General features: G+C 70.5%; 10 protein-coding genes. 8 read left to right on the forward strand and 2 right to left on the reverse strand.

The window, feature by feature from the left end:
* The first annotated feature begins 66 nt into the window (after positions 1-66).
* The 4 genes from A3IG_RS0107055 (at position 67) to A3IG_RS28815 (ending at position 6,539) form a co-directional block, all read left to right on the forward strand.
* Complete coding sequence (locus A3IG_RS0107055) at positions 67-1,101, forward strand: TAXI family TRAP transporter solute-binding subunit (protein ID WP_018382845.1); 1,035 nt, start codon at positions 67-69, stop codon at positions 1,099-1,101.
* A gap of 259 nt (positions 1,102-1,360) precedes the next feature.
* Positions 1,361-3,256, forward strand: a complete 1,896-nt coding sequence (locus A3IG_RS0107060; protein ID WP_051087411.1) for a bifunctional serine/threonine-protein kinase/glutamate ABC transporter substrate-binding protein — start codon at positions 1,361-1,363, stop codon at positions 3,254-3,256.
* 266 nt (positions 3,257-3,522) lie between these two features.
* A complete protein-coding gene (locus A3IG_RS0107065; RefSeq protein WP_018382846.1) occupies positions 3,523-5,181 on the forward strand; it encodes a B12-binding domain-containing radical SAM protein in 1,659 nt (552 codons plus the stop codon).
* Positions 5,182-5,186: 5 nt separating this feature from the next.
* Positions 5,187-6,539 (forward strand): MFS transporter, encoded by a 1,353-nt coding sequence (locus tag A3IG_RS28815; RefSeq protein WP_018382847.1) that lies wholly within the window; start codon positions 5,187-5,189, stop codon positions 6,537-6,539.
* On the opposite strand, the gene A3IG_RS0107075 is transcribed toward A3IG_RS28815, so the two are convergent.
* Positions 6,502-7,923 carry a sensor histidine kinase gene (locus tag A3IG_RS0107075; protein ID WP_026219984.1) on the reverse strand — a complete coding sequence of 474 codons (1,422 nt, stop codon included), beginning with the start codon at positions 7,921-7,923 and terminating at the stop codon, positions 6,502-6,504. The two genes, A3IG_RS28815 and A3IG_RS0107075, sit on opposite strands and share 38 nt — an antisense overlap.
* 6 nt (positions 7,924-7,929) lie before the next feature.
* Positions 7,930-8,625: a response regulator transcription factor gene (locus A3IG_RS0107080; RefSeq protein ID WP_018382849.1), complete on the reverse strand. Its 696-nt coding sequence runs from the start codon at positions 8,623-8,625 to the stop codon at positions 7,930-7,932.
* Positions 8,626-8,969: 344 nt separating this feature from the next.
* On the opposite strand from A3IG_RS0107080, the gene A3IG_RS0107085 reads away from it, so the two are divergent.
* The 4 genes from A3IG_RS0107085 to A3IG_RS28820 all read left to right on the forward strand — a co-directional run bounded on the left by A3IG_RS0107085 (position 8,970) and on the right by A3IG_RS28820 (position 12,530).
* Positions 8,970-9,752 (forward strand): amino acid ABC transporter ATP-binding protein, encoded by a 783-nt coding sequence (locus A3IG_RS0107085; RefSeq protein ID WP_018382850.1) that lies wholly within the window; start codon positions 8,970-8,972, stop codon positions 9,750-9,752.
* A 111-nt stretch (positions 9,753-9,863) separates the two neighbouring features.
* On the forward strand, positions 9,864-10,787 hold the full coding sequence (locus A3IG_RS0107090; RefSeq protein WP_018382851.1) for a glutamate ABC transporter substrate-binding protein: 924 nt from the start codon (positions 9,864-9,866) through the stop codon (positions 10,785-10,787).
* Positions 10,788-10,953: 166 nt separating this feature from the next.
* The gene (locus A3IG_RS0107095; RefSeq protein ID WP_018382852.1) at positions 10,954-11,604 is read left to right on the forward strand and encodes an amino acid ABC transporter permease; all 651 of its coding nucleotides are present in this window, start codon (positions 10,954-10,956) and stop codon (positions 11,602-11,604) included.
* Positions 11,601-12,530, forward strand: a complete 930-nt coding sequence (locus tag A3IG_RS28820; protein ID WP_078500127.1) for an amino acid ABC transporter permease — start codon at positions 11,601-11,603, stop codon at positions 12,528-12,530. The genes A3IG_RS0107095 and A3IG_RS28820 overlap by 4 nt, the downstream gene beginning before the upstream one ends.
* Positions 12,531-12,746: the final 216 nt, after the last annotated feature.

Genomic DNA, 12,746 nt, shown 5'->3' on the forward strand with positions numbered 1-12,746 from the left:
GGGCGCCCGGCCTTGGAGGGACCGGGCGACCAAGGACCAGGCGGGACCTTTCGGGCAGGCCCTAGGATGCCGGGCATGGGGCTGACCGAGGAACCGGGGCGACGCTGGCCGCGGCCACGCGCGCTGGCGCGTTCCCGCCGGGTCCGCTGGACTGCCGTGGTCCTCGTCGTCGCCGGGTTGCTCACCTGGGGGCTGGCGCCGTCCGACGACGCTCCCTACCCCCGGGGACGGATCTCGTTCTCCACGGGAGTGGGGACCGGGGTGTACGCCCTGTACGGGAAACTGCTCAAGCCCCCCATCGAACGGGAACTGCCCGGGGTGCGGGTGGATCTGGTGCCGAGCGAGGGCTCGGTGGAGAACGTCCGTCGGGTCGCCACCGGGAAGACCACCCTCACCGTGGCGGCGGCGGACGCGGTCGCCGCGTACACCGGCCCGGGTCGGGAACGGCTGCGGGCCTGCGCGCGGCTGTACGACGACTACGTGCAGTTGGTGGTCGAGAAGGACTCGCCGGTGCGCACCGTGGCCGACCTGCGGGGCAGGCGCGTCGGGGTGGGGCAGGCCGAGTCGGGGGTGCGTCTGCTCAGCGAGCGTGTGCTGCGCGCCGCGGGCCTCGACCCGCAGCGGGACGTCTCCCCGCGCTACCTGGGGATCGACACGGCCCCCACCGCGCTGCGCCGGGGGGAGCTGGACGCGTTCTTCTGGTCGGGTGGGCTGCCCACGGCACGGCTCGCCCGGTACAGCGAGGAGTTCGAGTTGCGTCTGGTGCCACTGGGACACCTGGTGGAGGCGATGCGCGAGCAGGGCGGCCCCGAGGGCGGGAGCTACTACCGACAGGCGACGATCCCCCGCGACGCCTACCCGGAGATGGTCCAGCGGGACGCCGTGGTTTCGACCATATCCGTGCCGAACCTGCTGGTCACCACCGATCAGACGGACCCGGCGCTGATGGAGCGACTGACCCGCGCGGTGATCGACAACCGGGACGAGATCGGCAACAAGGTCCACGCCGCCCAACAACTCGACCTGCGCACCGCCATATACACCGCGCCACTTCCCCTGCACGAAGGGTCGGAACGCTACTACCGTTCGGTTAAGCCGTAGGACGGCTGGGGGCCTCGCACACACGACGACACTCCCTCCCCGCGATCCGCCGTTCACCGCACGGTCGACCACCGGCACGCTGTCCGTGCCCGCGGCCCGTGCTCTGGGCACGGATCCTCGATGTCGTGCTCCATTGACGTTCCGCCCCCTAACCTGATCGCCGACGACTCTTGCAGGGGGCACTGGAATGGGAACCGGGGATCCGACGCCTGGGAGTGGACCGCGACGAGGGGAGGGCACCGGTGCCCCACACACCCTCGTGGACCGTCGCTACGAGCTGCAACGCGAGCTCGGCCGCGGGGGCATGGGGGTGGTCTGGGAGGCCAGGGACACCCGGTTGAACCGCCAGGTGGCCATCAAGGAGCTGCTCTTCCGCAACGCGATGGACCCGGAAACCCAGGCCCAGTGGGTACAGCGGGCCCGCCGCGAGGCCCAGGCCATCGCCCGGATCGGCCATGAGCACGTGGTCTCCGTCCATGACGTGATCGAGTCCGACGGCCAGGTGTGGATCGTGATGGAGCAGGTCAACCCCCGCTCCCTGGCGGACCTGCTGCGGGACCACGAACGGCTGCCGGTGGGCGACACCGCCAGGATCGGGCTGCAGGTGCTGCGCGGGCTCCGCGCGGTACACGCCGCCGGGGTGCTGCACCGGGACGTCAAACCGCACAACGTGCTGTTCCGCAAGGACGCGCGGGCGGTGCTGATGGACTTCGGCATCGCCACTTTCGAGGGTGCGGCGCAGGTGACCAGACGTCACGAGACGGTGGGCACCCCGCAGTACCTGCCGCCGGAGCTGGCCACACCCTGGGGCGGCCAGCAGCGCTCCGCGACACCGGCCTCCGACCTGTGGTCGTTCGGGGTCACCCTGTACGAGACGGTGGAGGGTCGGGCTCCGTTCCGCGGCCCGACGCCCTTCGAGGTGCTGGAGGCGGTGCGGGAGTCGGCCCTGCCGGAGATGCAGTACGCCGGACCCCTGCGTCCGCTGATCGAGGGCCTTCTGGTCAAGGACCCGGAACAGCGCATGACCGCGGCCCGCGCCGAGGAACTGCTCCAGCACATCGCCCAGGAGACGCCGAGCCACGGCGGGCTCTCCCACCAGGGGCCGTACGGGCCGGGCCGGGCCGGCGGCGGGCAGGGGGCCGACGGCCCGGACGGACCCCACGGACCCGCTGGGGGCGCCGGGGAGCAGGGGAACGCGACGCGGCTCGTCGGCCGGTTCTCCCGGTTGCGGCCGCCCCGTTCCGGGGGCGTGGACGGCGACGGGGCCGACCGCCGGCGCCGCACCCGGCGCTCCGCACTCGTCGGGGGGGTGGCGTTGGCGGTGCTGCTGGGCGTGGGCTGGTACGCCATGGACGGCTGGGACTCCGAGGACACCCCGTCGCTCCAGGACTCCGCCACGTACCGCGAGGCCCGCAAACGCGGCTACCTCGCCATCGGCGTCAAGTCGGACCAGCCGGGGTTGAGCGAGGTGGTGAACGAGGAGAAGGAGACCTACCGCGGTTTCGACATCGAGATCGCCAAGGCCGTCGCCGAGTACCTGGGGTTCGAGAAGATCCAGTTCCAGACGGTGAACACCGCCAGTCGGGAGTACCGCCTGCGCAAGGGGGACGTGGACCTCATCGTGGCCAGTTACAGCATCACCCCGGAGCGCAAGGAGCAGGTGGACTTCGCCGGCCCGTACAACTACGCGGGTCAGGACTTCCTGGTCCGCAAGGACGCCGAGGAGATCGACGGGCGGGAGGACCTCGACGGCAAGAAGGTCTGCACCGTGGACAAGTCCACGCCGGTGGCGGGGCTCAAGGAGTACGTGCCCAAGGCGATCCGCACCATGCGCAGCTCGTACGGCAAGTGCGTCCAGGACCTGCTGGCCGGGACGGTTGACGCGGTGAGCACCGACGACATCATCCTGGCCGGGTACCGCAGCCAGTACGACAAGGAGCTGAAGATCCTCGATGACCAGTTCTCCACCGAGGAGTACGGCATCGGCATAGCCAAGGGCGACGAGGCACTGAAGAGCGCGGTGTGCGACGCCCTGGCGCAGGTGATCGCGGACGGTGACTGGACGCGGCTCTACCGCGAACACCTCGAGCCGCTGTTCCCCGAGCGGGTGATACCGCGTACGCCCACGTTGAAGGAGTGCGACGAAGGCCAGTAGGCCGCGTCGTCGGACGCCGGCAGGACAGGACCTGCCGGCGGGTCCCGCGCCCCTGTCGTCCGGGTGGGTGGACGGCGGTTGCCCGGCATCGGTGCCCCGGTGTCGACCCCGGCGCGGTGGACCCCCTTTGCGCCCCATGCCGCCACCTGTCCAATTTATGACTTGTACCTGCCAGACCCAGGCCTCACTGTCGTGATCGAATTCTGCTCTGCCGCTCCTCCCCCGCACGGTTCCAGCCGCTCCCTGCCTCGGAGGAAACCATGGACATGGGTCTGCAGCCGGTCGAGGAAGTCGTCGGTACGGACACGCGCTACCAGTGGCAGTACCCCCTCGCGGGGCAACCGGGAACCCGGTCCACGATCCGCTCGGTGTGGTACTTCGCGTTACCACTGACCTCGGCCCACCGCGGCGGGCACTCCGGTGGTGGGGCGCTCATCGACGGGGTGGAGGGACAGGAACGGTACGCCAACGAGGGAACGGTGTACCCGCACGCCGGTCTCGTCGAGATGATCACCTACCAGCAGAAGTACCTCCCCGAACTGGACTGGCGCTACCTCGACCTGAGCCACCTCCCCTGGCAGGAGGTCCGCGCCGCGATCCACGAGAACCCGCCGGACGTGGCGGCGTTGACCGTCTACACCTCCACCGCACTGTGGGCGTTCATCGTGGCCGCCGAGATCAAGCGGGCGAATCCCGCGGCGGTGGTGGTCTTCGGCAACGACCACGCCGGAATCCTGCACCGGGAGGTCCTCACCGGACACTACGGGCGCCGCCTGGTGGACTTCGTCAGCACCGGCAACAACGGACCGTTCACCATGCTGGGACTGCTCCACGCCCTGCGCGGACAGCTCGCGTGGGAGCGGGTGCCCTCGCTCGCGTACCTGCGGGACGGGCGGGTGGTCAACCAGCCGGCGCCGACCTGGCCCCTCGACCGGCGGATGCTGCCGGACTACCAACTGATCGAGGACCAGCTCGAGCAGTACTACGACAGGGCGTTCGACGTCTGGTACGCCGAGCACTACGCGCTCAAACGCATGGTCACCCTCCCCCTCGACGGCGGGTGCACCTGGGGGCGGCGACCCGGCCGCCGGTGCAAGCACTGCTCGATCCAGGGCCTGACCCCGAAGACCGCCGAGGTGGACACCGTGGTGCCGGTGCTGGAGACGGTGGTGGGCGAACTGGGAGCTAACGTCTACGCCGCCGGTGACTCCACCCTGGGGTTCTCCCGGGACCAGTGGTCCGGTGCCAGCAGCTACCTCGACGACCTCGCGGAGCGCTGTGCGGCGTCGCCGGTGCTGAACGGGCACCGCTTCATGCTCGCCTACGGCCTCGTCTTCGAGTTCCTCCAGTCCGCGGAGCTGTGCAAGGGGTTCGTCCGGACCTGGAACGTGGGGCTCGAGGCGTTCGACCCCAAGCTGCTCAAGGGTGACTCCAAGGGCATCAACAAGGGGCCCGACCGGGTCTTCGAGGCGCTCGAACTGGCCCAGCAACTCGACTACAAGCTGTACATCTCCGGCATCCTGGGGCTGCCCGGCACCACACTGGCCATGCTGCGCGCCGAGGTGGACAACTGGCTGTCACTGGCCGAGACGTACCGTGACTCCGTCACCACCATCTCCGTCGCGGCCCCCGGGGTGATTCCCGGCTCCCGCATGTACTGGGAGAGCTTCCAGTCCCACCCCGAGGTGCGGGCCTCGCACGGCGAGATCATCCCGGCCCGACGGCTCACCGAGCTGTACGTCCGGGAGAACACCGAGGTGACCCTGGCGGACGTCGAGGCCGCCATCGCCGAGGTGGGCCGGGGCGTGATCGCGCTGGGCCGGCAGCGCGGCCACATGAAGTTCGGCGGTTACATGCTCGGCGGGGTGGACGAGCAGGAGGCGGCCGAACAACGCCAACTCGACGAGATCTGCGCGCGGCTCTGACCGGCGTGGCCCCCCGCCGGCACCACCTGCTCGGGCCCGCCTACACCATCGCGGTGATCTGCGCCGCGTCCAGCGTGCCCACCGCGCTCTACGCCGAGTACGCCCGCACCTACCACCTCTCCCCGCTGGCGGTCACCTCGCTGTTCGCGGTGTACGTGACGGCGGTCATCCCCACGATGCTGCTCTGCGGGGGCAGCTCCGACGTCTGGGGGCGACGCCGGGTGGCGGGCTGCGGACTGGCGCTGTCCGCACTCGCCTCCGGACTGTTCGCGTCCGCGGTCACCCCCGTCGCCCTGTACGCGGGACGACTGCTCCAGGGCGCCGCCGCCGGTCTGGTGACGGGGGCCGCCACCGCCGCGCTGGCCGACGGCGAGCAGTCGGCACGGGCCACTGGCGGGGCGCGCACCGGTGCCGGAGGTGCGGGGCCCGAACCCCGCACGGGGCGTCCCCGACGGGTGGGACGGGGCAGCGCCGTCTCCCTGGCGTCGTTGGCCATCTCGCTGGGCAGCGCGGGGGGTCCCCTGATGTCGGGCCTGGTGGCCGCGGCCTCCCCCGCGCCCCTGGTCTACCCGTTCCTGGTCAACCTGGTGCTGCTGCTGCCCACCCTGCTGCTGCCCTGGCCGCCGGGCGTGAGCGGGGAACGCACCTCCTGGCGTCCGCGGCGCCCGACGATCCCGAGGAGAGCCCGCCGGACGTTCACCGGCGTCGCCGTCACCACCGTGTTCTCCTGGAGCCTGCTGGGCCTGTTCCTCGCGCTGATCCCCTCGGTGACACGGGAACTGGACGGCGGCTCCGGGACGGCGCTGGGCGGCGCGATCGTGGCCCTGATGCTGACCGCGTCCGCGCTCACCCAGCCCTGGGCGAAGCGCATGGCCGCGGGCCGGGGCCAGCTCACCGGACTCGCCGTCATGCCGGTGGGGCTCACGGGGCTCGCCGTCGCCGCCCACCTCGGCAGTCTGCCCCTGCTGCTGGTGGCCGCTGTGGCGGCGGGCGTGGGGCAGGGGCTCGGCTTCGCCGGGGCGCTGACCGACCTCGCGGCGGTCACCCCGCCAGGGGTCAGGGCCGAGGTGCTGTCCGCGGCCTACGTCATCGGGTACCTGGCGCTGTCCGTCCCGGTGCTGGGTGTCGGCGCGGCCGCCAGCCGGGCCGGCCTGCTCCCCGCGGTGATCGGGTTCGGGGCGCTCGGGGCGCCGGGATGCCTGATCGCGTTCTGCGTGGTGCGGCGGCTGAACACCGGCGCACCGGTCGGCGCAGCCGCCGCGGCCGGGACCGGGTCCTCGGCCGGCGGCGGGTCCCGGTCCGCGGGGCGGGCGCCGACGCTCAGGGCGACGGGGCGGAACGGGGAACCGTCACGGTGACGGCCAGGCCCCGCGGCTCGTTGGCGCCGAAGGTGAGGGAGCCGCCGCCGGAGGTCAGCAGGGCCCGGGCGATGGACAGACCGAGGCCGGAACCGGCGACGTTCTGGTGCCGGCTGCTGCGCCAGAACCGGTCGCCGACCCGTTGCAGCTCCTCCGCGGTCAGGCCGGGCCCCTGGTCGGTGACGGTGATGGTGACGGTGCCCTGGCCGCGGGCGACCCGCACCCGGACCTCGCTGTCCCGGGGGGTGAACTTCAGGGCGTTGTCCACCACCACGTCCAGCGCGCTGGACAGTGCCACCGGATCGACCCATCCGGTGGCCGCCGCGGGACCGCAGTAGCACAGTGCCACCCCGTCCCGGTCGGCGACCGGCTGCCAGGACTCCACCCGCTCCGCGGCGAGCGAGGCGACGTCGGACAGACGCAGGTCGGGACGGCTGTGCTCGGCCAGGGCCAGGCCCAGCAGGTCGTCGAGGACCCGCGCCAGCCGCTTGCCCTCCTGGCGGACCCCGTCCAGTTCGGCCTCGTGCCCCGACGGAAGCTCCAGGCCCAGTGCCTCGATCCGCAGCAGCAGCGCGGACAGGGGGTTGCGCAGTTGGTGGGAGGCGTCGGCGACGAAGGCGCGCTGCTGGTCCAGCACCGTCTCGACGTGGTCGGCCATCTCGTTGAAGGACCGGCCGAGGCGGCGCAGCTCCTCCGGGCCGCTGGCAGCGGCGACCCGGGAGGCCAGCCGGCCGGTGGCGATGTCGTGGGTCACCCGGTCAAGGACGCGGACCGGACGCAGCACCCACCTGGTGAGCCGCACCGCGAGCAGGACGGCGACCAGCATCGCCGCGAGTTCGCCAAGTCCGATCAGCAGCCAGGCGTTCTCGGTCCGTTCCCGCATGGCGTCGGTCGGTGAGTCGGTGAGGACCACAGCCACCACGTCCCCGTCCAACACCACCGGCGAGGCGACGACCAGACGGTCGTCCTCCCAGGGCCACACCTGCGCCGGGTCGTGACTGCGCCGGCCGTCCAGCGCCTCCTCGAAGGCCCGCTCCGCCTCGGGGTCCGCCGGCACCGTCCAGCCGGTCGGCGCCGAGGCCACCGGGTCCCGTGCCCGGTAGAACACCCCGGCTCGGATTCCGTAGAGCTCGTGGTAGCGGTCGAGTTCGGACTCCAGGATGTCCAGCCGCCTGGGCCCACCGAGCACTGCGGGCGCCCCGGCCCGGGCCGGGGTCTCGTTGCCGAACTGGGCGAGGGCGGCGAACCTGGCCGTGTCGTCGATGCGGTCCACCACCACCCGCTGCTGCTCCGCCCGGGCCTGGCTGATCGCCAACGGCACTCCCAGGGCGAGCAGGACGCACGCCATGAGGGAGAGCAGGATGGCCAGCAGACGGGTACGCAACGACACTCAGTCCCGGGGCGCGACCAGACGGTAACCCACGCCCCGCACCGTCTCGATCAGTGCAGGCAGGCGCAGCTTGGCCCGCAGCGAGGCCATGTGCACCTCTAGGGTGCGTCCCGTGCCCTCCCAGTTGGTGCTCCAGACCCGGCTGATGATCTGTTCCCTGCGGAACACCACCCCCGGCCGCTGGGCGAGCAGCGCCAGCAGATCGAACTCCTTGCGGGTGAGCGTCACCGGGTCCCCCGCCACCGACACCCGCCGGGTGGCCAGGTCCACGGTGATCTGGCCGAGCCGGATGAGCTGCGCGACTCCGGCGCCGACGGGCTCGTTGACCGGATCGGTCCTGCGGCTGACGGCGTGGATGCGGGCCAGCAGTTCCCCGGTGTCGTAGGGCTTGACGATGTAGTCGTCGGCCCCGAGGTTGAGCCCGTGGATGCGGGAGCGGACGTCCGCCCTGGCCGTCACCATGATCACGGGGATGGTGGAGCGCCGGCGGATCCGGCCGCACAGTTCGAACCCGTCCTGGTCGGGCAGGCCGAGGTCGAGCAGGATCACCCGGTGGGGCTCGCCGCCGTCGGGGAGGAGGGCATGCAGGGCCTCCGCCCCGCTGCGGGCGTGGTCCACGTCGAATCCGTGCTTGCCGAGGACAGCGCAGAGCGCGGCGGCGACGTGGTTGTCGTCCTCGACCAGGAGCAAGCGCATACCAGTTTTCCTCCTTCCTCGACCGACCTGCACTGTTCCGTGCAGAAAGTCAGGCTGATCCAGAAGGCGGGCGTCAAGCCCTCTCAAGGGGCCCTCGCGGACCGTTACCGAGCCGGTACGCGCACTTCTCATCCCTAAGGGTGAACAAGGCTGGAGTTCGGCATTTACACCAGGACGGGTGTGATCGCCAGGCCACCCCACTGAGGTGGCCAGATCGTTATGCTCAACTTCAGCTCAGATCTACTGACGGTCGTTGCCGCTCCTCATAAGGTCTTCGCCAACGAAGACGCGCGCCGCCGAGCCAAGGCCGGTGCTCTACCAGGCCCTTGAGGAGCATGTCGCCCATGACCGAGGTTGTCGTGACGAAGGACAAGGACTCCGCCCCGGCCGCGGACGCCCTGGTCGTGCTGGAGAACGTGAACAAGCACTTCGGCCCCCTCCACGTGCTCCAGGACATCGACCTGACCATCGCCCGCGGCGAGGTGGTCGTCGTCATCGGTCCCTCCGGGTCGGGCAAGTCGACGTTGTGCCGCACCATCAACCGACTGGAGACCATAGACAGCGGGGTCATCCGCATCGACGGCAAGCCGCTGCCGGCCGAGGGCCGCGACCTGGCGCGCCTCCGCGCCGAGGTGGGCATGGTGTTCCAGTCCTTCAACCTCTTCGCGCACAAGACCGTGCTCCAGAACGTGGCGCTCGGCCAGGTCAAGGTCCGCAAGGTGCCCAGGCGGGAGGCGGAGGAGAAGGCACGCCAGCTCCTGGACCGGGTCGGCGTGGGCAATCAGGCCGACAAGTACCCCGCCCAGCTCTCCGGCGGCCAGCAGCAGCGCGTCGCCATCGCCCGGGCCCTGGCCATGGACCCCAAGGTGATGCTCTTCGACGAGCCCACCTCGGCCCTCGACCCCGAGATGATCAACGAGGTCCTCGAGGTCATGCAGCAGCTCGCCCGGGACGGCATGACGATGGTCGTGGTGACCCACGAGATGGGCTTCGCCCGCTCGGCCGCCAACCGCGTGCTGTTCATGGCCGACGGGCGGATCGTCGAGCAGGCCACACCCGAGCAGTTCTTCACCGCGCCCAAGAGCGACCGGGCCAAGGATTTCCTGTCCAAGATCCTGCACCACTGACGCGTCGTCCGCCGACCGGGGCCGTGCCGCGCACCGGCCCCGCTCCGGCGACCCGGCCCGCCGCTCCACGCTCCGCCCCGCCCACCAAGGCAGCAGACCGAAGGAAGTGTCATGAAACTCCGCAAGACCGCCGTCGTCGCCTGTGCGGCTCTCAGCCTCTTCGCCGCAGCCGCGTGCGGGAAGGACGGGAGCCCGGACGACAAGCCCAAGGACAACGCCAACCCCGGCAGCAGTGACGCGCCGAAGACCCCTGCCTACACGGTCAACAAGGACCCCAAGATCACCGGCTCGCCCACGTTCGACCGGATCAAGGGCAAGAAGATCACCATCGGGACCAAGGCCGACCAGCCCAACCTGGGGTTCGAGAACCCGACCACCGGTGAGCGCACCGGGTTCGACATCGAGATCGCCAAGATGATCGCTGCCGACCTGGGCTTCTCCGAGAAGCAGATCGAGTGGAAGACGGTGCCCTCCGAGTCCCGGGAGACGCAGATCGCCAGCGGTGGCGTCGACCTGTACGTCGGCACCTACACGATCAACGACGAGCGCAAGAAGCAGGTGGACTTCGCCGGTCCGTACTACATCGCAGGTCAGGACCTGCTGGTGAAGAAGGACAGCGACATCAAGGGCCCCGACGACCTCAAGGGCAAGAAGGTCTGCTCCGCCACCGGCTCCACCCCGCTGAAGCGCATCAAGGAGAAGCAGTACGGAGTCAAGGAGGCCAAGGCACAGCAGGGCTACCAGCTCTGTGTGCAGGAGCTGACCAACGGCACCGTGGACGCGGTCACCACCGACGACACCATCCTCAAGGGTTACGCGGCGCAGAACCCCGACCAGTTGCGGGTCGTGGGCAAGACCTTCTCCGAGGAGCCCTACGGCGTGGGTCTGAAGAAGGGCGACGACGCGCTGCGCGACGCGGTGAACAACGCCATCGAGGCCCACGTGAAGAGCGGCGACTGGAAGGCCGCCTACGACGCCACCCTCGGCCAGTCCGGCGCCGCGGCCCCGGAGCCGCCGGCGGTCGACCGCTACTGATCAGGGCCGCGCGACGGAGGCCCCTCGCCGCGCCGCCGCGGTCACGGGCGGACACGTCCGCCCGTGACCGCGAACCCGGCGGACCGGCACCGGTGAGCACACCGGGCCGGGCCCGGCGGCGGACGGGACCCGAGCCACAGGCCATGCGACCTGACGGAGACTTGACTTGAACGTACTGGTGGACAACTTCGCGATGTTCCGCGAAGGATTCGTCGGCACCGTCAGGCTGACGGCGCTCGCCTCGCTGCTCGCCCTGGTGTTGGGCACGATCATTGCAGGGTTCCGGGTCTCCCCGGTCCCCGCGCTGCGGGTCTTCGGCGTGACCTGGGTGACGCTGCTGCGCAACACCCCGCTGGTTCTGCTGTTCTTCGTGGTGACCCTGGGGCTGCCGGCGCTGGGACTCAGGGGCTGGGACGAGGACTGGTTGGCGATCCTGGCCCTGGGCTGCTACACCTCGGCGTTCATCTGTGAGGCCGTCAGGTCGGGCATCAACACGGTCCCGGTGGGCCAGGCCGAGGCGGCCCGGAGCGTCGGTATGACGTTCACCCAGACGCTGGGGCAGATCGTGTTGCCACAGGCCGTCCGGACCGCCATCCCGCCGGTGGGCAGCCTGCTGATCGCGCTGACCAAGAACTCGGCGATCGCCTCCGGGTTCAATGTCACCGAGCTGGGCTCGGTACAGAAGACGCTCAACATGGACGCCGGCTACAACATCTACGTGATCTTCTTCTGGATCGCGTTGTGCTACCTGATCATCACCTTCACGATCAGCGGCCTGTTCCGGCTGCTGGAGAACCGGCTGGCGGTGGCCCGATGAGCAGTGCCAGTGTGCTGTACGACGTGCCCGGCCCCAAGGCCCGCGCACGCAACCGGATCTACAACGTGGCGTCCACGTTGCTGCTGGTGGGTCTGATCGTCTTCGTGATCTACCGGTTCGACGAGACCGGCCAGTTCCAGGGCGGGTTGTGGGACGACTACCAGTACACCGCCACCCAGGAGCGCATCCTGGACGGCCTGGTCGCCACCCTGAAGGCGTTCGGGATAGCGGCGGTGCTGTCGCTGGTGCTGGGCGCGGTCCTGGCCGCGGGCCGGCTCTCGGACCACCGGGCGATCCGCTGGTCGGCGACGGTGGTGGTGGAGTTCTTCCGCGCCATGCCGCTGCTGATCATGATCTTCCTGCTCTGGGCGGCGTTCTTCCCCAACGACCCGATGTGGGCCGTGGTGTTCGGCCTGACCCTGTACAACGGCTCGGTGCAGGCGGAGATCTTCCGTGCCGGCATCAACGCGGTGCCCAAGGGCCAGGGCGAGGCCGCCTACGCCCTGGGGATGCGCAAGACGCAGGTCATGGTGACCGTACTGATCCCGCAGGCCGTGCGGTCGATGCTGCCGTCGATCATCAGCCAGCTCGTGGTCACGCTGAAGGACACCTCGCTCGGCTCCATCATCCTGTACCAGGAGCTGCTGTTCGTCGGTAAGTCGTTCGCGCAGCAGACCCCCCCGGTGGATGGCGTGTACGCGTTCATCCCGATGGTCATCATCTTCGGGTCGATCTACATCCTGATGTGCCTGGCGCTGTCCTCGCTGGCCACGCTGATCGAACGGCGCACCAGGCGCAGCGCCAAGGGCGCCCCGGCAGGGCTGCCGGCCACCGCCGCCACGGTGATGGTGGACCCGTCGCACAGCGCGGAGGGCCAGCCCACCGACCCGGGGTCCACGACGGGCGCGTCAAAGAGCGGTCGGTGAACCGCCCGCAGAGCTGACCACTCCTCCGAGCGCCCCACCGACCTGCACCAACCGGTGGGGCGCTCGGCCGTGTGCCGGGCGTACCGGTGTGCGCCGGCCCCGCTTGACTCGGCGGGTCGCAGTGGGTTGCATACGCCTTGTGATCGATGGCCGGGCTGGCAGTCGCCCCACCGAGCGGAACGGGCGGGTCACCGCGCCCGCCACAGTCATCCCGCG

This window comes from Wenjunlia vitaminophila DSM 41686 (assembly GCF_000380165.1).
Classification (GTDB): Bacteria; Actinomycetota; Actinomycetes; order Streptomycetales; family Streptomycetaceae; genus Wenjunlia; species Wenjunlia vitaminophila.